Origin of the sequence: Nonomuraea gerenzanensis (assembly GCF_020215645.1) — a bacterium.
Taxonomy (GTDB): domain Bacteria; phylum Actinomycetota; class Actinomycetes; order Streptosporangiales; family Streptosporangiaceae; genus Nonomuraea; species Nonomuraea gerenzanensis.
This window is the reverse complement of record NZ_CP084058.1, coordinates 1,597,173-1,622,595: the sequence shown is the minus strand read 5'-3', so window position 1 is coordinate 1,622,595 and position 25,423 is coordinate 1,597,173. Positions and strand designations below refer to the sequence as shown.

The 25,423-nt window shown below is 70.1% G+C and carries 15 protein-coding genes; 3 read left to right on the top strand and 12 right to left on the bottom strand.

Translation table 11 applies throughout. The features are described 5' to 3' along the window. The first annotated feature begins 140 nt into the window (after nucleotides 1–140). Complete coding sequence (locus tag LCN96_RS07965; RefSeq protein WP_225271933.1) at nucleotides 141–896, top strand: thioesterase II family protein; 756 nt, start codon at nucleotides 141–143, stop codon at nucleotides 894–896. Nucleotides 897–962: 66 nt separating this feature from the next. On the opposite strand, the gene LCN96_RS07960 is transcribed toward LCN96_RS07965, so the two are convergent. The 6 genes from LCN96_RS07960 to LCN96_RS07935 all read right to left on the bottom strand — a co-directional run bounded on the left by LCN96_RS07960 (nucleotide 963) and on the right by LCN96_RS07935 (nucleotide 6,655). Then, nucleotides 963–2,249 (bottom strand): cation:proton antiporter, encoded by a 1,287-nt coding sequence (locus LCN96_RS07960; protein WP_225271932.1) that lies wholly within the window; start codon nucleotides 2,247–2,249, stop codon nucleotides 963–965. After that, nucleotides 2,246–3,043: an enoyl-CoA-hydratase DpgD gene (gene dpgD, locus LCN96_RS07955; protein WP_225271931.1), complete on the bottom strand. Its 798-nt coding sequence runs from the start codon at nucleotides 3,041–3,043 to the stop codon at nucleotides 2,246–2,248. Before dpgD ends, LCN96_RS07960 begins: the two co-directional genes overlap by 4 nt. After that, complete coding sequence (gene dpgC, locus LCN96_RS07950; RefSeq protein WP_225271930.1) at nucleotides 3,040–4,344, bottom strand: (3,5-dihydroxyphenyl)acetyl-CoA 1,2-dioxygenase DpgC; 1,305 nt, start codon at nucleotides 4,342–4,344, stop codon at nucleotides 3,040–3,042. The genes dpgD and dpgC overlap by 4 nt, the downstream gene beginning before the upstream one ends. Continuing rightward, nucleotides 4,341–4,982 carry an enoyl-CoA-hydratase DpgB gene (gene dpgB, locus LCN96_RS07945; protein WP_225271929.1) on the bottom strand — a complete coding sequence of 214 codons (642 nt, stop codon included), beginning with the start codon at nucleotides 4,980–4,982 and terminating at the stop codon, nucleotides 4,341–4,343. Before dpgB ends, dpgC begins: the two co-directional genes overlap by 4 nt. An 11-nt stretch (nucleotides 4,983–4,993) precedes the next feature. Then, entirely contained in the window at nucleotides 4,994–6,094 is a 1,101-nt protein-coding gene (gene dpgA, locus LCN96_RS07940) for a 3,5-dihydroxyphenylacetyl-CoA synthase DpgA (RefSeq protein ID WP_225271928.1), read from the bottom strand. Nucleotides 6,095–6,268: 174 nt separating this feature from the next. Continuing rightward, the gene (locus LCN96_RS07935) at nucleotides 6,269–6,655 is read right to left on the bottom strand and encodes an acyl-CoA thioesterase (protein ID WP_263657455.1); all 387 of its coding nucleotides are present in this window, start codon (nucleotides 6,653–6,655) and stop codon (nucleotides 6,269–6,271) included. 441 nt (nucleotides 6,656–7,096) lie between these two features. On the opposite strand from LCN96_RS07935, the gene LCN96_RS07925 reads away from it, so the two are divergent. After that, nucleotides 7,097–8,707 (top strand): FAD-binding oxidoreductase, encoded by a 1,611-nt coding sequence (locus LCN96_RS07925; RefSeq protein ID WP_225271926.1) that lies wholly within the window; start codon nucleotides 7,097–7,099, stop codon nucleotides 8,705–8,707. A 28-nt stretch (nucleotides 8,708–8,735) separates the two neighbouring features. On the opposite strand, the gene LCN96_RS56470 is transcribed toward LCN96_RS07925, so the two are convergent. From LCN96_RS56470 to LCN96_RS07900, 6 genes are all read right to left on the bottom strand, one after another. Next, a complete protein-coding gene (locus LCN96_RS56470) occupies nucleotides 8,736–8,870 on the bottom strand; it encodes a hypothetical protein (protein WP_263657453.1) in 135 nt (44 codons plus the stop codon). Between the two features lie 69 nt (nucleotides 8,871–8,939). Continuing rightward, nucleotides 8,940–10,535 (bottom strand): MBL fold metallo-hydrolase, encoded by a 1,596-nt coding sequence (locus LCN96_RS07920; protein ID WP_225271925.1) that lies wholly within the window; start codon nucleotides 10,533–10,535, stop codon nucleotides 8,940–8,942. 60 nt (nucleotides 10,536–10,595) lie between these two features. After that, nucleotides 10,596–11,429, bottom strand: coding sequence for a daptide-type RiPP biosynthesis methyltransferase (mpaM, locus tag LCN96_RS07915; RefSeq protein WP_225271924.1), 834 nt, complete (start codon nucleotides 11,427–11,429; stop codon nucleotides 10,596–10,598). 95 nt (nucleotides 11,430–11,524) lie between these two features. After that, complete coding sequence (locus tag LCN96_RS07910) at nucleotides 11,525–14,716, bottom strand: non-ribosomal peptide synthetase (protein ID WP_225271923.1); 3,192 nt, start codon at nucleotides 14,714–14,716, stop codon at nucleotides 11,525–11,527. After that, on the bottom strand, nucleotides 14,713–21,006 hold the full coding sequence (locus LCN96_RS07905) for a non-ribosomal peptide synthetase (RefSeq protein WP_225271922.1): 6,294 nt from the start codon (nucleotides 21,004–21,006) through the stop codon (nucleotides 14,713–14,715). Before LCN96_RS07905 ends, LCN96_RS07910 begins: the two co-directional genes overlap by 4 nt. Next, nucleotides 21,003–22,856 carry an ABC transporter ATP-binding protein gene (locus LCN96_RS07900; protein ID WP_225271921.1) on the bottom strand — a complete coding sequence of 618 codons (1,854 nt, stop codon included), beginning with the start codon at nucleotides 22,854–22,856 and terminating at the stop codon, nucleotides 21,003–21,005. Before LCN96_RS07900 ends, LCN96_RS07905 begins: the two co-directional genes overlap by 4 nt. 342 nt (nucleotides 22,857–23,198) lie before the next feature. On the opposite strand from LCN96_RS07900, the gene LCN96_RS07895 reads away from it, so the two are divergent. Continuing rightward, complete coding sequence (locus LCN96_RS07895; RefSeq protein ID WP_311132235.1) at nucleotides 23,199–25,355, top strand: acyltransferase family protein; 2,157 nt, start codon at nucleotides 23,199–23,201, stop codon at nucleotides 25,353–25,355. Nucleotides 25,356–25,423: the final 68 nt, after the last annotated feature.

Here is a 25,423-nt window from a genome sequence, read left to right as displayed (position 1 = left end):
CAGGCGTCAAGTGCGACCTGGGCAGACTCGTGCCGCATGCCCGCCGATGAGTGGACGGACATACTTTATGGCGGTGCAGGCATATAGTCAGGTCACCAGGATTGACCCAAGACCATGATATGAGGCCGAAGCGAGGCTACATGTCCACCTGGTTTCGGTGTTTCGACAGGCGGCCGCTCGCCACGATGCGGCTGATCTGTTTTCCGCACGCGGGCGGTTCGGCGGTCTTCTACCGGAATTGGCACCGGCTGGCCGCGCCGGAGATAGAAGTGCACGCGGTTCAGTATCCGGGCCGCGCCGACCGGTTGCACGAACCCCTCGTCGGTGATGCCCACCGGCTCGCGGAGTCGGTGGGGCGTGAGCTGAGGCCGCTCCTCGACCGGCCGGTGGCGCTGTTCGGGCACAGTATGGGCAGTTTGATCGCTTACGAGACGGCGCGGCTTCTCACCGGGTCCGGTATCCCGCCGGCTCATCTCTTCGTCTCCGGAGGTGTGGCCGCGCACGACCGTGGCCGTCTCGCGCATCGGGTGGCGCCGGCCTCCGAGGAGGCGCTCATCGACAGGCTGCGCCTGTTGGGCGGCACCGATGCCGAGGCGCTCGCGAGCGCGGAGTTCCGGGCGTTCGCCCTCCCCTACGTGCGCAACGACTTCCAGCTCGTCCAGTCCTACCGCCACACGCCTGGGCCGCCCCTGACGGTGCCGATCACGGCGTTCACCGGTGCGGACGATCCCGTCGTACGGCTCGACGCGGTCGCGCGATGGGCCGAGTTGACGGCTCGGGAGTTCTCCTGCCACGTCCTGCCCGGAGGCCACTTCTTCCTGGGGCACGAGCAGGCTGCTCTGTGGGCGCACCTGCACGCGCGGCTGGGCATCGCGACCCCGGCCCACTGTGGCTGAGCCGGCACCGGCCACCACCGTCCGGCTGCCGGCCTTGTCGTCGGGCACGACGATCCCGAGCCGTCGTCACCGTACGTCTTCCCGGGCCTCGCCGGGGCGCAGCCCGTAGGCGAGGAGGCGGGCCTCCTCCTCGGCGGTGGCCTCGATCCTGGTCATGGCCAGGCGCAGGAGTGGCGGGGCGAGCAGAGAGGTGATCACCGCCACCACGATGATGATCGTGAAGATCTCGTCAGTGATCACCCCCAGCCGCAGGCCGACCGTCGCCACGATCATCTGGATGACGCCACGGGCGTTCATCCCCGCCCCCAGCGCCAAGGCCTCCCATCGGCTGAGCCGGCTGGTCCAGGCGCCCAGGAAGGCGCCCAGGAACTTGCCGATGATCGCCAGGGCCAGGACCAGCAGCCCCACGGCGAGCACCTCCGGCCGCGCCAGGGCCGTGAGATCGACGCGCAGGCCCATGGTGGCGAAATAGAGGGGAGCCAGCACCCCGAGCGTCACCGTGCGCAGCGGTGCCAGTCTGACCGGATTCGGCATGGCCGTGCTCACCAGCAGCCCGGCGACGAAGGCCCCGAAGATCGGTTCGAGGCCCAGCGCATGCGTCCCGGCCGCGGCCGCGAGCACCAGCACCACGACCTGGCCGGCGATCACCCCCTGATCCTCCGTCGTCCGCAACGCCACCCGGACCGCCGGCCTGCCGATGACGACGCTGAAGACGATCACCCCGAGCAGCGACGCGATCGACAGCACCACGGTCCCCGCACCGGCTCCGGCGGTGGCCATCGCCGTCACCACCGAAAGCAGCACCCACCCGAAGGCGTCGTCGATCATGCCGGCGGTCAGCGTGAGCTGGCCGACGTTGCGATGGAGCAGGTTCATGTCCATCAGCGTCTTGGCGATCACGGGGATCGAGCTGACACACATCGTCACCCCCAGGAACAGGGCGAAGACGGCCGAGCCGCCGGTCCCGCGGAACTCGGCCGGCAGCAACAGGCCGGCGCCGATGCCGAGGGCCATCGGCACGACCAACCCGAAGGCGCTCACCCGCACCGCCGTGGCGCCCTGCCGCCGGATCAGCCGCAGATCCAGATGCGCGCCCGTCAAGCCGATCAGCAACAACACGCCGAGCTGCCCGACGGCGTCCAGCATGTGTGACGACGGCGAGGGAAACAGCCACTGCTCCGCCCCGGGCGCGACCTGCCCCAGCACGGAGGGGCCGAGGATGACGCCGGCACACAGTTCGCCGACGACCGCCGCCAGGCCCAGCCGTACGGCCAGGCGGCCCAGGAGCAACGCGAGCAGCAGGAGGGCCGCAGCCTGAACGAAGAAGACCAGCAACGTGTGCGGGGGGATCATCTCGACGTCCAGACCGGGTCCCTCTTCTCGACGAACGCCCGGACGCCCTCGATCGCATCGCCGCTACGCCGACGACGCTCTTCCCATGGGTAGGACGTGGTGAACGCCTCCTCCAGGGGAATGTCGAGCGACCGCATGGCGGCCTCCTTGATCGCGCGAACAGACAGCGGAGCGGCGCGTACGAGGTCGTCGGTCCATCCGGCCACGCACCGATCCAGCTCATCAAGCGGTACGACCTCGTTCACCAATCCGTACCGGAACGCCGTGGCCGCATCCATCCGGCGCCCGGTCAGCAGATGGCCCATCGCCACCTTCTGCGGCAGCTGCCGCGGCAGCCGGAACACGCCTCCCGCCCCGGGGATCAGGCCGAGCCGGACCTCCGGCAGGCCGAACACCGCCTCCTCGGAGGCGATGACGAGGTCGCAGGCGAGCACCAGCTCGAAGCCGCCACCCAGCGCGTAGCCGTGCACCCGGGCGACCACCGGCTTGGACAAGGTGAAGCGGTCGGTCAGCCGGGGATGACCTGCCTGCCCCCGGCTGCCGAACGTCGAGGCCTGCGTGCCCGCCTCGTCCAGCAGCGCGCGTTCCTTGAGGTCCTGGCCGACGGAGAAGGCCCGCGTTCCCGCACCGGTCAGGACGACCGTCCTGACGTCGTCGTCGGCCTCGACGTCGTCCCAGATCTCGGCGAGCTCCTCGTGCATCCGGCGATCCATCGCGTTCAGCACGTGGGGCCGGTTCATCGTCACATGGGCGACGTGTTCCTTCTTCTCGTAGCGCACGCGAGGCTCGCTCATGCCGATCCCGCTGCGAACCTGCCGACCTTGCCGATGACGTCCCTGCCGTAGATGCGCAGTGCCTGCTGCAGGGCGAACTCGGCCAGGTACCGGCCGAACGCCTCGGGCGGCTCCTCGGCCAGGTTCAGCATGCGCCGGTTGGCCGGCACCGCATCTCCGTCGAGGCGGGCCAGTGCGCGATCGATCGCCGCGTCCATCTCCTCCGGCGGGACGACCTCGTCGATCATCAACCGTGCGTCCGGCTCGTCCGCCCGGATCCGCCGCCCGCCGAGGATCATCTGCCGGGCCGCGCGTGGCCCGGTGAACCGGGTGAGCCGGTAGTTCGCGACCCCCGGAATGATCCCCTCCGTCGCCGCAGGCAGGCTGATGTAGGAGTCGGACGCCGCCAGCACCTGGTCGAAGACCAGGAGGAGCTGAGCCCCACCGCCGATGGCGAAGGAGTCGACGACCGCCATCCAGGGCTTGTCGGTCAGCTTCGAGTGCCACGAACCGTCCGTGTACACGCCGCGAACGATCTTGTGGATGTAGCCCAGCTCGCGCCGTAGGAGGAAGTCGACGAGGGAGATGTCGCCCGAGCTCAGCTTCTTGAGGTTGACGCCCGCGCAGAACACCCGGCGCCCCCGGTACCGGGGATGGCTCATCTCGCCGCCCCGCAGGAGCCCCACCCGGACCTGGGGGTCGAGCAGCGCCAGGTCGACTGCGGTCTCCATGTCGTCCACCTGCTGCGCGTCCTCGGCGTTGAGGCAGTCGTCCCGGCACAGGGTCAGGTACGCGACACCGTCACGGCGCCGCAGCAGGACCGCCTCCATCCGCACCTCGCCGGACTCGATGAATTCAGGGAGCAGCTCAAGGGCCCTGGGGGTGGGCCGGAGCATGGCGTCGAGCAGGTGCGGGCCCGCCTTCGGGGCACGCAGGACCCCGCGCAGGAAGATGCCCTGATCGATCTCGCGCCCTTCCTTCTCCGCCTGTGGCCGCGCGCGCTCGGCCGCCATCTGCTCATCGGTGGGCACCAGGCCGGGGTAGGCGCGGGCGGCGGCCCGTACGAGCTCGTCGATGCGCAGGTGCCGGGTGCGGCCGGAGGTGAGCTCGCCGTAGATCTCCTCGGCGTGCGCCTCCATGTAGTCCGCGCGCATCCGCCTCACCTTGTCGAGTGCCGAGGCCGCGGCATCGCGCTGGGCGGAGGTTCTGGCAGGAGGCTCCGGCAGCCCGGCGAGCAGGTCGTCGACTCGCTGGGCCTCCGCCGTCAGGGTCCAGAGGGCGAGCGGCGCCCTGGGCGGCAGCGCCGGCCAATCCGTCGTCACGAGAGGGTCTCCCGTCGTAGGGCCCGGTCCACCGCGGCCAGGTGAGCACCGAGCGCGTCCTCGAAAGTGGTTGAGCTCGCCTCGAACATCAGCTGCCTGCGAATCGCCAGCTCCGCGCCGTCCCCGGCACCCGCCAGGCCGGCCAGGGACGCCGCCGGGTCCGCGGACACCTCGTCGATCAGGTTGAGGGCGAGCGCGCGGTCGGCGTCGATGGGTGCCCCGAGCAGCACGGCCCGCCGGATGCCGCCCGTACCGGCCTGCTGGGTGAGCCGGTAGACGGCCATCCCCGGCCACGCGGCGCCGCCGGCCCAGGAGGGCAGCAGCCGGGTCGCCGGAGCGGCGATCCGCACGTCGGCAGCGAGGAGGAGGTCGAGAGAGGGTCCCGCGCAGTCGCCTGACGCCACGGCGACGGTGAGCCGGCCGAGCCGTTCGAACCGGCGCACCACCCGCTCCCACTTGGAGACCAGGCCCACCGTCAGCCCCTTCGACCAGCCAAGGCGCGGCACGCCGGTGACGTGGACGATGACCGGGCCGGGTGCTCGATGGTCCTCGGCGCGGTCGCAGAGGCCGTTCAGCTCCTCGACCGACGCGGTCAGCGCCTGGGTGCCGTCGAGGCTCAGCTCCAGTTCGCCGTTCATGTCACTGCCACTCACCATTGGATCAGCGCCGTTTCGATCGTGGAGCCGGGCCCCATGGTCATGAGCACCCCGTAGTCTCCGGGCCTGGTCACGCCCTCGCCGGCGAGCCGTTCGTAGGAGAAGAGGAAGGAGCCGCTGGAGAGGTTCCCGTAGTCGCGGAGCACAGCGGTCGTGTGGCGGACGTCATGCCGGCTCAGGCCGAGGTTGACGACGATGGCGTCGATCACCTTCTTGCCGCCGGAGTGCACCAGCCAATGGCCGATGTCGCTGCGGCGCAGCCCCGTACCGGACAGCAGCTTGTCGACGACGATCTCGGCGTGCGCGCCGACCACGTAGGGGATCTGCGGATCGAGGAAGAAGCTGAACCGGTCCTGGTCGCGGTCCCAGTCGTAGCGCATCGCCTCGATCGCGTCGGTGATGACGTAGCTCGCGAACTTCAGGACGCGCGGGCCGGCAGCGCGCCCGTCACCGGAGACGACGGCGAGGGCGGCGGATCCGTCGCCGAACAGGCTGTTGACCACCGCGGTGCGCATGGTGCCGTCCAGTGCGTAAGCAGCGGAACACGCCTCGCTGCACAGAACGACGGCGAGCTCGCCCGGGTGCGCCGCGGACCAGCCCGCGACCAGGTTGAGCGCGTTCAGCCCCGCGTTGCATCCCATGCCGACGATGTCGGCGCGGCTGCAATGCGGGTCGAGCCCGAGCTCGCGGATGATGAGTGCGCTCAGGCCGGGGGTGAGAAAACCGGTCGAGGTGACGCAGCACAGGTGGCGGACATCCGAGAGCGTCGCGCCCGCCGACTTCAGGCAGGACTCGAGGGCCCGGCATCCCATATCGACGGCGAGCTTTTTGTGCTTGTCCAGGAGATCACCCTGCGGTTCCGCCACGCGCTCCCCGTCCCGGCCCTGGGGCGGAAGCGCGAGAAAACGCCGCTCGATCGCGCTGTTCAGGAACAGCGATCGGATCCTGGGATCGCGTATGTCGAGGATTTCGAGCAGCTCGGCTTGCGAATAGGACGTGGCGGAAACGGCTGTCCCCACGCCGGCGAACGTGGTGATCTCGCTCAGTCCGGTGAGGACGGAAAGGTCTTCTGCCGACGCGATGCTGGTCGTCATCGATACATCCACCCCCATGTCCTGAGCTTGCTCCGGAGCACTTGCTTGACCTCGGACGCGGCCATTGAATTCACCTTTCCGGTCGCAGCGAACACCGTGAAGGTAGGCTCGGCCGATCTCGGCGGTCAAAATCGTCCAACGCCCGGAGCCGCGGCCGGCAATGGAGAAGTCACATCAGCGCAGGTAACGCTTGAGAAAGGTGCGCTCGTGCAGGGTGAGGCGCCGCGGCTTGGCGGTGTGCGTGTCGAACCCCATGATCATCGAGCGGGCTTCGACGAACACCTCCCCGTCCGAGCAGATCTGCGCGGCCATCTCGCAGGTCACCCTGTTCACCTTGGTCACCCACGACTCGACCCGCACCGACCCGTGCCGGAACCTGAGCGGGCGCCGATAGAAGATCTCGTGGCGCACGACGGCGAACCCCACGGCGGGCAATCCGTCGCGGTCCTCCTGCGGCGGGCCCGCATTGTCGAGATAGAGGGCGATCCAGGCGTCCTCCAGGTATTCCAGGAAACGCACATTGTTGACGTGGCCGTGGGCGTCGATATCGGAGAATCGCACCTGGCGGTGATACAGGTGCCGCCCGGAGGTGCTCGTCATCTCGACCAACCGGCGGGGGCTCTGAGCCGCAGGACGGATTTGGCCGTCGGGCTCTTGATCGTGTGGATGTCCCATGGTGTTCCCAGTCGTTTGGCAGAAACTGGCTCAGGACGGCACCGTCCAACTGACGGCCTCCGTGGTTGGACACCACGATTCCGTCGTCACCCGCCTCGACGGCGAGTTTTCCCGTGAGCGCGCGTTCGCGGCGGCGTCACCTGGAATGCGCTGACGGACGCGTTCTTCAACAGGTGACCGTACCTTCAGAGATCGGAAATCTGTAGGCGATGGACAGCCACGTACGGCCACGGCGTGAAGAGATCGCTTACGTCCAGTCAGACAGCGAGTTGATCGAATCGAACCGATAGTAACGTCGCCGCCATGACAAAACTGAACCGACGTAGATTGCTGAGTGCCTCCCTTGCCGGGGGCGCGGCGGCGGTGGTGACCGGCGGCACCGGAGCGGACGCCGCGTCGGCCGGCGCCTCGTCCACGCGACCGGAGCTGCGGGGCGAGCGCTGCTTACCGCCGGCCGGCCCGGTCAAGGTGACTCCGGACGACCCGCGCTACCTCAACCTGAAGCTGCGTGGCGCCAACAGCCGCTTCAACGGCGAGCCCGACTACATCCACCTGGTCGGCTCCACCCAGCAGGTGGCCGATGCCGTCGAGGAGACGGTGCGCACCGGCAAGCGGGTCGCCGTCCGCAGCGGTGGGCACTGTTTCGAGGACTTCGTCGACAACCCCGACGTCAAGGTCATCATCGACATGTCGCTGCTGACGGAGATCGCGTACGACCCGTCGATGAACGCGTTCCTGATCGAGCCGGGCAACACGCTCTCAGAGGTGTACGAAAAGCTCTACCTGGGCTGGAACGTGACCATACCGGGTGGGGTCTGCGGCGGGGTCGGCGTCGGCGGACACATCTGCGGAGGCGGGTACGGCCCGCTGTCACGGCAGTTCGGCTCCGTGGTCGACTACTTGTACGCGGTCGAGGTCGTCGTCGTCAACAAACAGGGGAAGGCACGCGTGATCGTGGCGACCCGTGAGCGCGACGACCCCCATCACGACCTGTGGTGGGCGCACACCGGCGGTGGCGGCGGGAACTTCGGGGTGGTCACGAAGTACTGGATGAGGGTGCCGGAGGACGTCGGCCGGAATCCGGAGCGGCTGCTGCCGAAGCCGCCCGCGACGTTGCTCACGAGCACGGTGACCTTCGACTGGGCGGGGATGACGGAGGCGGCGTTCTCCCGGCTGCTGCGCAACCACGGGGAGTGGTACGAGCGGAACAGCGGGCCCGACTCGCCGTACACCGGGCTGTGGAGTCAGCTCATGATCGGGAACGAGGTCCCGGGCATGGGTGAGAGCGGCTTCATGATGCCCATCCAGGTGGACGCCACCCGGCCGGACGCCCGGAGACTGCTCGACGCGCACATCGAGGCGGTGATCGACGGCGTCCCGCCGGCCGAGGTGCCCGAGCCGATCGAACAGAGGTGGCTGGCCTCGACGCCGGGGCGAGGAGGCAGGGGCCCGGCGTCGAAGACGAAAGCCGGCTACCTGCGCAAGCGGCTGACCGACCGGCAGATTCAGGCCGTGTACGAGAACATGACCCACATGGACGGGATCGACTACGGCGCCGTCTGGCTGATCGGCTACGGCGGGAAGGTGAACACCGTCGACCCGGCGGCCACCGCCCTGCCGCAGCGCGACGCGATACTCAAGGTGAACTACATCACCGGTTGGGCGAATCCCGGCAACGAGGCCAAGCATCTGACGTGGGTCCGCAAGCTCTATGCCGATGTGTACGCCGAGACCGGCGGGGTGCCGGTGCCGAACGACGTCAGCGATGGGGCGTACATCAATTACCCCGACAGCGACCTCGCGGATCCGGGCTTGAACACCTCGGGCGTGCCGTGGCACGACCTCTACTACAAGGGGAACCACCCGCGGCTGCGCAAGGTGAAGGCCGCCTACGACCCGCGTAACCACTTCCACCACGCGTTGTCGATCCGGCCCTGATATCGAACGATCCGAACCGCCGGGCGGTTCACGCGGCCGGTTGCGCTGAGAGGCCGGTGACGCGCCCTCTGGCACCGGCCTCGACGAGCACGGCGTCGGCGAGCACGGGCACGGCCTGGGCGAGCACGGGCACGGCCTCGGCGAGCACGGCCTCGGCGAGCACGGCCTCGGCAGCTGCTTGCGACCGCGGCCCTGCCCGCCTGAGCGAAGGCCGACCGGCGGGCCACCGCGATCACCTGGATGACGACCAGTGCCACTCATGCTGGTCGAGCAGATGAGCGGCCTTCACACCCTTGCGGGAACACCATGCCTCGAACTCGGCGATCTGCTGGAGCTGGTAGGAGTCCTCGTTGTAGCTGGTGGCCATGACATGCCCCAGCCAGCTCTCCTCCCCCATGGCGTAGATGTACGCCTCCTCGGCGCCCAGCTCGGTGACGATCGCACCTGCCTGCTCCGCGTTGGAGCCGGACATCTTGCGGCTGTCGCTCATCTTCTTCGGCAACGCCTTGGTGATGAACGGCTGGTACTGCCAGTTCAGCGGCGCGCCATCGCATTCCATCCCGAGGAAGGCGATGTTGACCGCGCCGAGATGCCGGCGGATATGGCGGTAGAGAACCGGATCGAGGCCTGAGGAGTCCGCGCCCACCCAGATCGACTTGCCACCGAGGTTGATCCAATACGTCGACTTGGCCCGGATGTCGAGATCGGCGTGCTCGCCGAAGAACGGGGTGGAGACGATCTTCCCGCCGGGGAACTCGATCTCATCGAAATCGTCCACCTCGATCGCGGGCAGCCCGAAGCTTCTGAGATAGAGCGCCAGCGAAGGATCGCACAGGTTGCCGCGCGAGGTTCGCGGCACGACGAACGTGCCCACCCGGCCGCGCAGTTGAAGCAGCGTCTCGGGCACCAGATGGTCGGAATGCCCGTGCGTGATGAGGACGTAGTCGAGGCGGTCAGGCAGGTCGTTGTAGGTGTAGCGGCCGGTCGCGTCGGTATCCGCGCTGATGAACGGGTCCGTCATGATGGCCACGTCGGGCGTCTGCATGAGCAGGCAGGCGTGCCCCCAGTAGCGGATCCGGGCTCCGGCCGCGACATGGCGGTCGGAGGCGAGCGAGGGCTCCGGGACCAGCAGGTCGGCGAGCCGCGCCGCTTCCGCGTCGCCGAGCTCCAGCGCCTCGCGGAGGGCGGCCAGGGTGGTGGGCCGGATCCTGGACAGGAAGAGCTCCTCCAGACCCGGATGCCGGAACGGGATGTTCAGCTCGAGCACGTCGGGTGAGGGCAGTCGCGGGGTGCTCATCACGAACGGCCGCTCGATCCCGGTCTCCACGGAGAGCTGAACGGACTGGCAGTCCTCGGCGTAGGCCTTGCTCTTGTAGATGAGCGGCTCCAGGAAGTGCAGCGAGGCCGCGTTGCCGGTGTCATAGGCGATCTCCACCAGACCCGACAGCTCGGGAGGCAGCTTCGGGTAGAGCGGCCTGAGATCGTATCCGGTCGCTTCCTCGCGGATGATCTTCTCGGCCTCCGCGATCGCCTCGGCGAACCGGAGCACGTCCGCGCTGTCGCGCCGGATCGCAGCGAGCAGCGCCTCGACCTCGTTCTTCCGCTGCTCCTCGATGTTGACGAAGAATCCGCCGCGGAACTTCGGATCGCGAGCGGCTGCGAAATGCCATTCCGGGGATGCGAGGTAGGACTCCAGCATCGGCAGGTTACGGAAGGCGAGATTCATGGCGGCCGTGACGGGAGCCGTCGCGTACATCGAGGCGTAGAACCGGTTGGCCAGCGGTTCGATAATGGTGTCGGGCCGGAGGAAGAGGAGCTCCTCACTCATTTCTGTTCCTCACTGTCGAATGACTGCAGAAAAGTACACAAGCGCTTTCCCCGGAGGGCTCTAATGCGCGTCTTCCACGCTGCCCCATTGCGCTTCCAGCACCAGTTCGTGATTACGCACCCCGGGCAGTGGGGTCCGCGCGACCACGTCGAATCCGGCTTGCTCCAGCTCTCGTGCTATCTGATCCGGGGTGATGACTCTGAAGCGATTGACGCAGATGACGAAGGGGTCCGCCGATTCATCCGCAGGATGAATGGTCACGTCGCGGATCTCCTCCGACGGGTAGACCTTGGCGTGCAGCACGTATCGGCGGCCGCTCCTGCCCGTGAACTCCTGGGTGCGCTCCAGCGGCTCCTGCCTGCCGGACGCGTCGGGGTTGGCCATGCCGAGCAGGAATCTCCCGCCGGGCCGCAGATGCTCACGGACCGACGAGTACAGCCCTGGTCTGTCGGCATCGTCCAGGAGGTCGATCGTGGACGGGCTGAGAATCGCCGTTCCGAAGCGTTCTCCCAGTTTGAAGGCGGTCATGTCCGCGTGAACGAGGGTGCACCGATCCCGGAGGTCCGCCGGCGCGTCCGCCAGCCGCGTCCGCAGGGTGGTGAGCATCGCGGTCGACAGTTCGAGGGCGGTCACCTCCCAGCCGAGCTCCAGGAGCGGAATCGTCAGCCTGCCTGTTCCGGCCCCGAGCTCCAGGATCGCCCCCGACTCCGGGCGGACGAGCGCCGCGAACCCGTGGGCTTCTTCCGTGCCGCCCGCGTCCGCCTCCAAATCACGGAAGATTTCCGAGGCGTTCTCGTCGTAAAAGTCACACAGAATGCCTCGCTCGCCTACCGAGGCCAGCAGGGTATCCGCGCGGGCGGGCCGAATCGGTCCATGCATTGCTTTGCTTATCATTGAGCCAACCTACTCATGGGCATACGTCATTGGCACGACAGGATGTTGGACAACTCGCAGGCTGCCGGCACACCGTGCGCGGCGCCCGCTTTCGATCAGCGCAGAGAATGACGTTCGTCGTCGAATTCGGCCTCGAACTCCGCTATCTCGTCCTGCGCCAGGCCGAGCAGGTCGGAGTCCGATGGGGGATCAGCCGGACCTGCCGCGGGCTCGCCGCCCACGTCGACGATCGTCGCGAGCCCCGCAGGCGTCTTGTGCTCGAACACCTCGACCACGGTGAAGGGCATGCCGGCACGCGTGGCCCGCGCTGCCAGCTTCACCGAATGGATGGAGTCCCCGCCCAGCTCGAAGAAGCTGTCGTCCGGCCCCACCGCCGTCACCCCCGGCAGCCCGAGCACCTCGGCGAAGAGCCCGCACAACGCCCGCTCGACCTCCGTACGCGGCTCCCGGCCCGAAACCCGCCCGCCGAAGCCCGGATCCGGCAACGCCTCCCGATCCACCTTCCCGTTCGCCGTCACCGGCACCGCACCCAGCACCACCACCGCCGCCGGCACCATGTACTCCGGCAACACCCGCGCGACCCCCTCACGCAACCGCACCGGATCCACCCCACCACCGGAGACGACATAACCCAGCAACCGCCCCTCACGCGCCACCACCACCGCCTGATCCACCCCCGGCTGCCCCGCCAGCACCGCCTCCACCTCACCCGGCTCCACCCGATACCCACGGATCTTCACCTGGTCGTCATCCCGCCCGGCGAACACCAGCTCGCCCTCACCCGTCCAATACGCCAGATCCCCCGTCCGATACATCCGCTCACCAGCCACGAACGGATCCGCCACGAACCGCTCAGCCGTCAACGACGCACGACCCAGATAGCCGTGGGCCACTCCGGCGCCTGCGAGGTAGAGATCACCCGCGATGCCCGGCGGCAACGGCCGCAGGAACGCGTCCAGCACGTACAGCCGCCGGCCCGGCAGTGCCCGGCCGATGGGCAGCACCGGCCCCACCTCGTCACCGGGCTCGATCGCCTTCCACGTCGCGCACAGCGTGGTCTCGGTCGGGCCGTAGGTGTGCCAGACCCGGAGCCGCGGGCACGCCCGCCGTACCCGCTCCACCACATCGAGCGGCACCACGTCGCCACCCGCCGCCACCTCGCGCAGCCCGGAGAACGACTCCGGCGACTCCTGCGCCAGCGCGCGGAAGTGCCCCGCGGTGAAGTTGACCGCGGTGAGGCCGTCGGCCACATGCCCGGCGAGCCGCTCCGCGTCGACGACCCCCGGCTCGGTGATCATGACCCGCGCGCCGGAGACGAGCGGCACCCACACGTCGTACAACGACGCGTCGAAGGTGTGCGGGGCGTGCATCAGCACCGCGTCGCCGGGTCCGACGCCCCATCCCGGATCTCCCGCCAGCGCCGCCACGCCGCCGTGCGGGATCGCCACGCCCTTCGGGGTCCCGGTCGATCCGGAGGTGTACATCACGTAGGCGAGATCGTCCGCCCCGATCGGGACCAGGGCGGCCTCGCCGTCGTCGGCGTCGTTCACCAGGAGCTGCTGGTAGCCCGGGGGCACCACACCCGAGGTCGCCTCCTGGCACACCACCATCGCGACGGCGGAGTCGGCCAGCATGAACGCCACCCGGTCCGCCGGGTAGTCCGGGTCGACCGGCACGAACGCCGCGCCTGCCTTCCACACTCCGAGCCAGGCTGCCAGCACCTCTGCCGACCGCCCCAGCACCACGCCCACCCGGTCGCCGCGTCGCACGCCGCGTTCCGTCAGTGCCCGCGCCAGCCGGCCGGACCGCTCGTCGAGCTCCGCGTACGACCAGGCCAGGTCCCCGGCCGTCACCGCCGTCGCGGCGGGTGCCCGTGCAACCTGGCGCCGGAACAGGTCCACCGCGGACGGCGCACCGATCGCGTCGCCCGTCTCGTTCCACCGCTCGACCACCAGCTCGCGCCCCGCGTCACCGACCACGTCCAGGCGGCCCACTGCGGTCTCCGGCTCGGCGATCATCCGCTCGAGGACGCGGGCGAGCCCGTGGAGGGCCTCCTTGGCGACGCGGGCGTCGAGCAGCTCGGGCCGGTACTCCACGTCGGTCTGGAGGCTCTCACCTGGCATGATGCCGAGGAGGAGCGCGTACGGCGCCGACTGGTGAAACTCCTTCAGTCTCAGGCGCAGCTCGCGATCGGAGCCCGGACCCGCCCCCGGATCGACGTAGTTCTCGAACGACACGACGGTGTCGAAGCTCACCCCGGAGAGCTTCTGGATCTCCTGCAGCCCGAGATGCTGATGCGAGATGAGCGTGGACTGCCGCTCCTGCAGCTCCGTCAGCAGCTGGATGACCGGCTGCCCGCCGTCCAACCGGACGCGCACCGGCACGGTGTTGATGAACAGCCCGACGGCCTGCTCCACGCCGGGCACCTCCGCCGGACGTCCCGAGACCACCGCGCCGAACACCACGTCACGACGGCGCGTGAGCCGGGCCAGCACCAACGCCCACGCCCCCTGCACCAGCGTGTTCAGCGTCAGCCCATGGCGGCGGGCGAAGTCCACCAGAGCGGAGGTGAAGTCCGGCGCGTAGCCGAGCACCTCCCGCACCCGCTGCCCCTGGGTCTTCCTGGACGCTTCGGGGATGCCGAGTGTCGAACGGTCGGCGCCCGCCAGCTCCGCACGCCATGCCGCGCGGGCGGCCTCCTTGTCCTGCCGCTCCAGCCAGGCCAGATAGTCCCGGTAGGAGCCGGCGGGCCGCAGCCCCGGCTCGGCGCCACCCGCGGCGTAGAGCTCGAGGAGCTCCGACTCGAGGATCGCCCGCGACCACCCGTCCATGACCAGGTGATGGCTCGTCGTCACCAGACAGTGCTTGTCCGGACCGAACCGGATCAGCACCTGCCGCAGCAGCGGAGGCTTGGCCGGGTCGAATCTCGTGGCGCGCTCCTTCTCCGCGATCACGCTCGCCTCGGCCAGCGCGTCCTCCTCGGACAGGCCGGACAGGTCGCGCTCGGACCACGGGAGCGGCACCTTACGGGGGATGAGCTGGACCGACTCACCGGACTTCCGCCGGTGGAAGCACGCGCGAAGCGCCGCATGCCGGTTGAGGAGGCTCTCCCAAGCCAGGCGGAACCGCTCGGTGTCCAAGGGTCCTTCGATGATCTGCGACTGCTGGATGAGGTAGAGGTCAGGGGCCTCATCGAGTGCGGCGTGATAGAGGATCCCCTCCTGCATCGGTGACAGCGGCCAGACTTCCTCAAGCGCCGATCCGGCGGGTGTGCTCGGCGTGTTCACGATGTCTGGCCTCCAGAGAGTTCCGCTGCTATGGCTTCGAAGCCCTCGATCTCGTCCTGGTCGAGGTCGAGTAGGGCGAAGTCGGACGCGGTGTGTCCGCCTGCGGAAGGATCCTCCGCTTGGCGGGACAATCCGGACAACATGTCCAGCCACACCTGGCACAGTCGTTCGATGTCGGTCTCCTCCAGCAGGTCGTCCCGCCAGTCCACCGTGAGCACCAGCTCCGGGCCCGCCAGCCTGTCGTGGACGATCGCATTGACCTCCAGCGCATGCGGCAGGCCCATGCCGGGGTCCAGCGAACCGCCGATCCCCCCGACCGGCTGCCACGGCCGCGCACCGCCCTGGTCGACGGTGACGAACCGGCCCATGTAGTTGAACCCGATCTGCGGTGACGGCAGGGCCGCCAGAACGGGGCCCGTCTCGGGATTGAGATGGCGCAGCAACCCGTAACCGAGCCCGTCGCCGGGCGCCGCCCGCGACTGCTCCTTGACCGCCTTCAGCAACTGCCCGGCCGCACGGCCACCGGCCGGCACCGCCGCCAGCTCGATCCCCGCCACATCCAGGCGCACCGGATGCATGCTGGTGAACCAGCCCACCGTCCTGGACAGATCCATCCCCTCGGCCGGATGACGCCCGTGGCCTTCCACATCCACCAGGACCCCGTCGTCACCGTGCCAGCGCGCCACCGCTCCCGCCAGGCCCGCCAGCAGGACCTCGTGGACCCCGCAGTGGAACGCCACCGGAACCTTCCCCACCAGGAGCGACGCCTCATCCCCCGACATCACCCACGACCGTGAACGCACGCCCCCGGCCGCATCCCCTGCGCTCAGCCGCCGCCGGCCGACCGGCCGATCCTCCTGATCGACGATCGTCCGCCACGTGTGCAGCTCCCCGACCCGCTCCCGCGAGAGCGCCGACTCCTCCAGCAGAGCCGCCCAGCGCCGGAACGACCCCCACACCGGCTCCAGCACCGGATCCCGCCCCTCGGCCACCGCCTCACACGCCAGCCGCAGGTCGGGCACCAGGATCCGCCACGACATCCCGTCGACCGCCAGATGATGCACCACGACGACCAACCGCCCCGTCCGCGCCGGCCCCGCATCCACCCAGACCGCCTGCGCCATCACACCCGCCACCGGGTCCAACCGCCCCACGGCCTCCCGCACCGCGCGCTCCACGACCTCGTCCGGCGGACGGCCGCCGCACTCGAGCCGCGTGACCAGCCCGGCCGTGTCCACCGACCCGCGCTCGCCCACTGCCAGCCGGCGGCCCGCCCGGTCATCGACGACCCGCAGCCGCAACACGTCGTGCGTGTCCACCACCGCCGCCAATCCCGCGGCCACCACGTCCGCCCGTAGGTCCGGCGGCGCACCCAGCACCACCCACTGGGCGAACCGCGACCCCACGATCCCGTCCCCGAGCGCCCGCATGATCGGCGTCCACGCGATCTCCCCCACGCCGTCGGCCGGACCTGCCGCAAGCTCGCCGCCCACATCGACGATCGCCGCGAGCCCCGCAGGCGTCTTGCGCTCGAACACCTCCCGCGCGCCGAAGAGCATCCCCTCGCGGCGAGCCCGCGACGCCAGCTGCATCGAAGTGATCGAGTCCCCGCCCAGCTCGAAGAAGCTGTCGTCCGGCCCCACCGCCGTCACCCCCGGCAGCCCGAGCACCTCGGCGAAGAGCCCGCACAACGCCCGCTCGACCTCCGTACGCGGCTCCCGGCCCGAAACCCGCCCGCCGAAGCCCGGATCCGGCAACGCCTCCCGATCCACCTTCCCGTTCGCCGTCACCGGCACCGCACCCAGCACCACCACCGCCGCCGGCACCATGTACTCCGGCAACACCCGCGCGACCCCCTCACGCAACCGCACCGGATCCACCCCACCACCGGAGACGACATAACCCAGCAACCGCCCCTCACGCGCCACCACCACCGCCTGATCCACCCCCGGCTGCCCCGCCAGCACCGCCTCCACCTCACCCGGCTCCACCCGATACCCACGGATCTTCACCTGGTCGTCATCCCGCCCGGCGAACACCAGCTCGCCCTCACCCGTCCAATACGCCAGATCCCCCGTCCGATACATCCGCTCACCAGCCACGAACGGATCCGCCACGAACCGCTCAGCCGTCAACGACGCACGACCCAGATAGCCGCGCGCCAACCCGATCCCGGCCACGTACAGCTCACCGGTGATCCCCGGCGGCAACGGCCGCAGGAACGCGTCCAGCACGTAGCAACGGCCGCCGGCGATGGGTGTCCCGATCGGGACCACCTCCCGGCTGCCCGTCAACGGCCTGCTCATCGCCGCGCAGACCGTGGCCTCGGTCGGCCCGTACGCGTTGACCAGCCGCCGTCCCGCCGACCAGCGTTCGGCCAGGCCCGGCGGGCAGGCCTCCCCCGCCACCACCACCGTCTCCAGCCCGGCCGGCAGCGCATCGGCGGTGGCCAGCACCGACGGCGGAACCGTGACGTGCGTGACCTCCCACCGCCGCAACGCCTCGGCCAGCGACACCCGCGGTGGCAGGGCCGGCTCCGGCGCCATCACCAGCCTCGCCCCCGACAACAGCGCCATCAACATCTCCGACACCATCGCGTCGAAGCCCAGCGCCGCGAACTGCAGGACTCGCGACGACGGCGACACGGCGAACCGGTCGATCTGCGCCATCGCCAGATTCCCGAGGCCCGCGTGCGAGACGACGACCCCCTTGGGAGTCCCCGTCGATCCCGACGTATAGATCACATAAGCCGCGTCATCCGGGCTCACCCGTGGCAAGCCCGCATCGTCGCTCCCCGCGAGGTCCAGCTCGTCGACCACCACCAGCCGGTCTGCGAACTCCTCCGGCACCGCCTCCCGCGTCGTCCCCGCGCACAGCACCAGCCGTGGGTCGGAGTCGGCCAGGATCCACCTGACGCGCTCAGCCGGATACGCCGGATCCACCGGCATGAACGCGCCGCCCGCCAAGCAGACGCCCAGCACCCCGACCGCCCACCACGCCGACCTGCCCACCATCACGGCCACCCGGCTCTCCGGCCCGATCCCGTGAGCCCTCAGCTCGGCCGCCAGCGCCGTCGCCCGTTCCCACAATTCCCCGAACGACAGCTCACCGTCGCCGTCCACCACCGCCACCTCGTCCGGCCGGTCCTTCACCACCCGCCGTAGCAGCACCGGCAGCGGCTCCCCCGCCGCCATCGCCCGGTCCGAGCCGCCGGCCCGGGCCTCACCCACACCGATCCGGCCCACCGGCCCGTGCGGATCAGCGGCCATCGTCATGAGAGCGCCGGTGAACCATCCCAGGATCGACTCGGCGACGCTCTCCCCGACCTGCCCGCGCCGGTAGACGAGCTGGATCCTGAAGTGATCCCCCGGGATGATGCCGAGGGTCAGCGGGTAGTGGGTCCCCTCGATCGTGCCCAGGTAGGTGAACTGGCCGGCGAAGTCCCGCGGGTAGTTCTCGAAGACCAGCAGCGTGTCGAACGTCGCGCCAGGTCCTGCCGCCCGCTGGATCTCCGTCAGCCCCAGATGCTGGTGCGGCAGCAAGGCCGCCTGCCGTTCCTGCAGGCCGGTGAGCAGGTCCACGACCGATTGCGCGCCCTGCAGCGGCACCCGGACCGGAACCGTGTTCATCATGAGACCCGGCACCGACTCCACCTCGGGGAGCTCGGCGGGACGGCAGGCGACCGTGGTGCCGAAGACCACGTCAGTGCGCCGCGCGAGCCGCGCCAGCACCATCGCCCATGCGCCCTGTGCCAGGGTGTTCAGCGTCAGCCCGTGGTCGCGGGCCAGCTCCGTCAGCCGCGTGTGGAGGTCAGGGGTCAGGAAGGCGATGCGATATTCGTAGCCCGTCCCGGCGCCGGTCGTGGTGGCGGCCTTCGCGATCGGCGCGGGCCCTTCGAGGCCGGACAGCTCCGCCTGCCAGGCGGCACGTGCGGCGTCCTTGTCCTGCCGGTCCAGCCAGGCCAGGTAGTCCCGGTAGGAGGCCGCGCCCGTGCGGTCCGGGAGACGGCCGCCGTTCGTGTACGCCTCAGCCACCTCGTTGAGGATGACCGCCACCGACCAGCCATCGGTCAGGATGTGGTGATGGACGACCAGCAGGCGGTGCCGGTCCTCGCCGTGACGGACCAGCACCAGCCGGAACAGCGGTGCCTTGGCGAGGTCGAACCGCTGCTCCTGTTCCTCACTGATCAGGGCCGCCACGGCCGCGTCGATATCGCCCGCATCCGCCAGATCCACCTCTCGCCACGGCAGGACGACGTGCCCGGCGACGACCTGCAGCATCGTGCCTGACGCGCGCCGGTGGAAGCTCACGCGAAGCTCGGGGTGCCGGGCGAAGACCGCTTCCCACGAGGCCCGCAGCCGGGCGGCGTCCAGCGGCCCCGCCAGCTCCAGGATCCATTGCGCCTGGTAGATGTCGTGACCCTCGTCGTCGAGGGTGGCCTGGAAGTAGAGCCCTTCCTGGAGCGGTGCGAGTGGCCAGACCTCCTCGGCCCCCGGGACGGCGGTCGCCAGCTCCGCCTCCTCCTCCGCCGTGAGGGTGATCAGCGGGCCGTCGGCGGGTCTGCCGGCCGGTACGGCACCCGCGACGGCTGCCAGCCGTGCCGGAGTCTTCTCCTTGAAGATCTGGGCGGGCGTCACCAGCAGCCCCACCCTGGACGCACGTGCTGCCAGCCGGATCGCGACGATCGAGTCCCCGCCCAGCTCGACGAAACCGTCATCGACCCCTACCCCCCTTCCCTCCGGTTGCAGAAGCTCCGCGAACAGGTCGCACAGGACGCGCTCCGGCTCGGTGCCGGGTTCGCGGCGCGGCGCGGCCGACGCGAAATCGGGCTCGGGCAGCGCCCTCCTGTCCACCTTGCCGCTGCCGGTCAGCGGCAACGCGTCCAGCGTGACCAGAGCGGCCGGGATCATGTACTCCGGCAGCGACGCCGCCAGCCGCCGGCGCATCAGTACGGGATCCACGTCCCCGTCCGCCACCACGTAACCGATCAGGCGCCCGTCGATCGCCACCACCACGGCCTCGCGGACGTGCGGCTGAGCGGTCAGCGCGGCCTCGACCTCGCCCGGCTCGATCCGGAATCCGCGGACCTTCACCTGGTCGTCGGCCCGGCCCGCGAACAGCAGCTCACCGTCCGCGGTCCACTGAGCCAGATCCCCCGTCCGATACATCCGCCTCCCCGCCGCGGACGGATCCGCCACGAACCGTTCCGCCGTCAGCCCCGCCCGGTCCAGGTAGCCGTCCGCCAGACCGGCGCCGGAAAGGTACAGGTCACCGACCACCCCGGGCTCCACCGGCCGCAATGACGCGTCGAGCACCCAGGCCCGGCGGCCCGGCAGCGGGCGGCCGATCGGCAGGACGGGCCCCACGACGTCACCCGGCTCCAGCAGCTGCCACGTCGCGCACAGGGTCGTCTCCGTCGGGCCGTACAGATGCCGGATCCGCACGTGAGGGCAGGCCGCCCGCACCTTCTGCACTGCGTACGCGGGCACCACGTCACCACCGGTCAGCACCTCACGGAAGTGCGCGAACGACTCCGGCGACTCCTCCGCCACCGCGCGGAAGCTGCCCGCGGTCAGGTGCACCCTCGTCACCCCGGCGGCGACCGCCTCGCGCAGGCGCCGGGCGTCCACCGCACCCGGTGCGGCGATCACCACCCGGGCGCCCGACACGAGCGGCACCCAGATCTCGAACAGGGAGGCGTCGAAGGTGTAGGGCGCGTGCATGAGCACCGCCTCGCCGGGCTCCACCCCCCAGCCGGGGTTTCCCGTCAGCTCCGCGACGCTCCGATGCGGGACGGCCACCCCCTTCGGGGTGCCCGTCGAGCCGGACGTGTACATCACGTACGCCAGATCCCCCGGGTCCACCGTGACCGCCGACGTGCCGCATCCGCCCTCGCCGGTCAACGCGATCGACTCGACCCCTTGCGGTACCGCATCGCGCGTCGCCTCCGAGCACACCATCAGGCAGGCTCCGGAGTCCGCCACCATGAACGCCACCCGCCGGGCGGGAAGGGCGGCGTCCACCGGCACGTAGGCCGCCCCCGCCTGCCACACGGCGAGCAGCGTCACCACCAGGTCCGCCGAGCGGTCCATCATCACCGCGACGCGATCACCCCGGCCGACACCCCGGCCGATCAGGCGCCCGGACAGCGCTCCGGCGAGCTCGTCCAGCCGCCGGTAGGTCAGGACCCGGTCCCCGTCGACCAGAGCCACCGCATCGGGTGCCCGGCCCACCTGGCGGGCGAAGAGGTCCAGCACCGTCGTCGGTGTGGCCCGCGTTCCGGCGCTCATCGTTCCCCTCCACCGACCACCTCTTGCACGGGCTCCGCCCCGTCGCCCTGTCCCGGCCGGGTCCCGTTGACGCCTGACTTGGCGAACTGCGTGTGGTACAGGTCGGCGTAGAGACCGCCTTCCGCCAGCAACTCCTCGTGCGTCCCGCGCTCCCTGACCCTCCCGTCGTCGATCACGAGAATGTGGTCGGCCTCGCGGATCGTGGACAACCGGTGGGCGATCACCAGGGAGGTACGGCTGCGCAGGGCTGTCGTCAGTGCCCGCTGGACGGCGGCCTCCGACTCCGAGTCCAGGTGGGCGGTGGCCTCGTCGAGAACGACGACCGAGGGTGCCTTCAGCAGCAGCCGGGCGATCGCCAGCCGTTGCTTCTCCCCGCCTGACAGGCGATAACCGCGATCACCCACGACGGTGTCGAGCCCGCGTGGCAGGGATGCGATCAGGTCCCAGATCTGCGCCCCTCGGCACGCCTCGACCAGCTCGTCCTCGGTGGCGTCGGGGCGGGCGTAGAGAAGGTTCGCCCGAATCGTGTCATGGAAGAGGTAGGTGTCCTGGCTGACCACCCCCACCGTTTCGCGCAGCGAGTCGAAGGTGAGGTCCCGCAGGTCGTGTCCGCCGACGCGAACGGTTCCGGAGGTCGGGTCGTACAGCCGGGACACCAGGTGCGTGAGGGTGCTCTTCCCGGCGCCGGACGGGCCCACGAGCGCGGTGAGGGTGCCGGCCGGCACGTGCAGGCTCACGTCGCGCAGCACCTCCGGCGTCGCTTCACCACGCTCCTGCCCGGTGCGCACGTTCTGTTCCAGCGACGGCAGCGAGACCTCGTCCGCGCTGGGGTAGCGGAACGACACGTTCTCGAACTGGACGTCCGAGGCCTTGCCGGCCTTGAGCGCGACCGCGTCGGGGCGTTCCTCGATCAGCGGCTTCAGATCGAGCAGCTCGAAGATCCGCTCGAAGCTCACCAGGACCGTGAGCGCGTTCTCCTGAATGCTGGCCAGCTGGGTGATCGGCCCGAACAGCCGCCCGAGCAGGGTGGCCAGGGCGACCAGCGTGCCGAGCTGGAACGCCTGCGAGAGCACGAGCCCGCCGCCGACCCCGTAGACGAGCGCCGTGGCGAGCGCGGCCATCAGCGCGAAGATGGCGGGGGCCATCCGGCCGTAGAGGGTGACGCTCACGGCGAGCCCGCGGATCCGGCCGGCCCTGCTCTCGTACTCGGCCATCTCCTCGGCCGGACGGCCGAAGAGCTTGGAGAGCATCGCCCCCTGGACGTTGAACCGCTCCTGCAGCAGCCCGGCCAGGCCGGCGTTCTCCTCCATCAGCCCTCTGGTGTAGCGCTGCATCCGCCGTCCCACGTAAGACCAGGGCACCAGGAACACCGGGATCAGCACCAGCGTGAGGAGGGCGACGATCCACGACAGGTAGAACAGCTCGGCCAGCACCAGCAGGACCGTGACCGCGCTGGCGGCGGCCGTCAGCATCTGGGTGAACGCCATCTGCGTCATGACCAGCTCCGTGTGCAGCCGGCCGACCAGCACGCCCGTCTGGGTCCGGGTGAAGAACGCGATCGGCAGCCGCTGGACGTGGTCAAGGGCCTGAACCCGCAGGTCGTAACTGACCCCCTGCCCGATCCGGCCGGAGATGTAGGCCGACACGAGCTGCAACAGCGTGCTCATCACGGCGAAGCCGGCGGCCAGGCACGCCAGCAGGATGACGAGCTCCAGATCGTTCCCCAGAACCCCCTTGTCCACCAGGTCCTTCAACATCAACGGAGACGCGACGACGAAGATCGAATCCAATGCGGTGACGAGAACGAAGAGCGCCACCTTGCCGACGTGCGGGCGGAAGTATCCGAGCACTCGTCGCAACGTCCCCGGGCGGATCCTGGACGGCGCGGGATCATCCTCTCCGTCGCCCTTCAGCAAACCTCCGAACGGCGACACTATGGCCATGCGGGACTCCTCTCACACGCGCACGCAAGTCAGCGACCTCAATCGTGCTGAGCGGAGCCGATGTCCACGAGTGGGTCCAACTGAACAGTTCGCGCGCTTGGACGCGTTCACCGGTGGTGGTGACCAAGCGTTCACCTGGACCGGCTTGTAGACATCGAGTCCGTTGAGCACGCTTGCGATCAAGCAGGCTCTCGTCCGCGGGTGCGACCTTCGAGGGCTGCGCAGCACCTCGATGACGCGGGAGTTGCCATGGAGCGCCCGGCACCCACCGAACAGATGTCCCTTCCGACCTGCGCATGCGGGCTGACGCCGCACGCCCCGTCGTGTGCGCCGCGAAGCGAGCACGCCGGCGGCCGGAGCTCCGAGTCCCGCACGGACATTCAGGGCCTCCGGGCGATCGCGGTGGCGGCGGTGGTCGCGTTCCACCTGTGGCCCGGCGGGCCGACCGGCGGGTACGTGGGGGTAGACGTCTTCTTCGTCATCTCCGGGTACCTCATCACGAGCCACCTGCTGCGTCAGCCGGGACACGGCGGCGGGAGACTGCTGGACTTCTGGGCACGCCGCGTCCGCCGCCTCATCCCGGCCGCGAGCCTCGCGCTCCTGGTCACGCTCGCCGCGTCGGTGGTCTGGCTGCCGCTCACGGTGCTGGGGACGGCGGCGCGTGAGGTGATCGCCGCCACGGTGTACGTGGAGAACCTGAGACTCGCGCTCACGCAGGCGAACTACCTCGACGTCGACCAGCCGGACTGGCCCGCGCAGCACTACTGGTCGCTGTCCATCGAGGAACAGTTCTACCTCGGCTGGCCGCTGCTGCTGGGGTCGGCGGCCTGGCTGGCCGCCCGGGTGGCACGGGGGCGTCGCCCTCCGGAGAACTTCACGAGGTGGAGCGCGGTGGTGGTCACGGGTGCGGTCGTGGCCGCGTCCCTCGCCTGGTCGGTGCAGAAGACGGCGACCGATCCGGCCGCCGCGTACTTCGTGTCGACGACCCGCTTCTGGGAGCTCGCGCTCGGCGGTCTGCTCGCCGCGGTTCTCACCGTACGCGCGATGCCGCGCGCGCGGGCGGTCCGGGCCGGGCTCGCGTGGGCCGGCCTGGGCATGATCGGGTGGGCCGTGGTCCGGTTCGACGCCGAGACGGCCTTCCCCGGAGCCGCCGCCCTGGTGCCGACAGTGGGGGCCTGCCTGGTGATCGCAGCGGCCGCGGACGGTCTGCGCGGCGGACCCGGGCGGGCGCTGGCGTGGCGGCCGGTCCAGTGGCTCGGCAACGCCTCCTACGCGGTGTACCTGTGGCATTGGCCGCCGATCATGATCCTCCCGTACGCGCTGGGCCGCTCGCTGACCGTGATCGAGTCCGTGGGCGTGATCGCGCTGACCCTGGTCCTCGCCGCGCTCTCGCAGTACCTCGTCGAGGACCGGCTGCGCTGGCACCCGGTCCTGGTCCGCAGCCGCAGGCTCACGTTCGCGATGCTCGCGTCGTGCGTGGTGGTCGTCGCAGGAGCGGGAGCGGGCGTCGTCGCCTACGCCGACGCCGCCGAGCGTACGGAGAGTGCCGCGTTCGAGGCCGCGGCCTCGCGGGCAGGGTCATGCCTGGGTGCCGGCGTCGTGCGCGACCCGGCGTGCCAGGATCTGGGCCTGCTGATGCCTCCTCAGGTCGCGTTGAAGGACAAGCCCGCCGTGTACGCGGACGGGTGCGTGAACAAGGAACCGTTCATCGCCCGGAACACGTGCACGTACGGACCTGACGCCGCCGGCAGGCGCATCGCCCTGGTCGGGAACTCCCACGCGGGACACTGGGTCCCGGCCCTGGAGAAGGCGCTGTGGAGCGAGCGCTGGCAGCTCACCACCTACGTACAGCTGGCGTGCTACACCGTCGATCAGCCGCTCGTCCTCGAAGGCGCGGGGGTCTCGGAGAACTGCCAGAAGATCAACAAGTGGGCGGTCGGGTCCATCGTGAACGGCGGCTACGACCTGGTGATCATGTCCAACCGTACGCATGTGCCGCTCGCCGGCGTCTCGCCAGCCGGCCAGCAGGCCGCGGCCGAGCGGGCCTACCGCGACACGCTCCGGGCCTTCACCGGCGCCGGCCTTCCGGTGCTCGTCCTGCGTGACACCCCGGCCATGCCGGACAGCGTGCCCCACTGCATCGCCAAGCACCCGGACGATCTGGACTCCTGCGGCGGCCCGGCCGGCGTCGTGCTCCGGCCGGATCCGCTCGCCGCCGCCGCCCGCGCCGACGACACCGGCCTCGTCTCCGTGGCGAGTGTCGATCACCTGGTGTGCGGCGAGCGGTGCGGCCCCGTCATCGGCGGCCTGATCGCCTACTCCGACCGCAGCCACCTCACCACCACCTTCGCCCGCACCCTGGCGCCCGAGGTCACGGCAGCGGTGCGCGGTGCGCTGACTCGGTAGGCGCCCGACTCGCGGCATCTCGGCCTCGGCCCGGGGCCGCGATCGTCGGCGCCGTGGGCTCCTCCGGC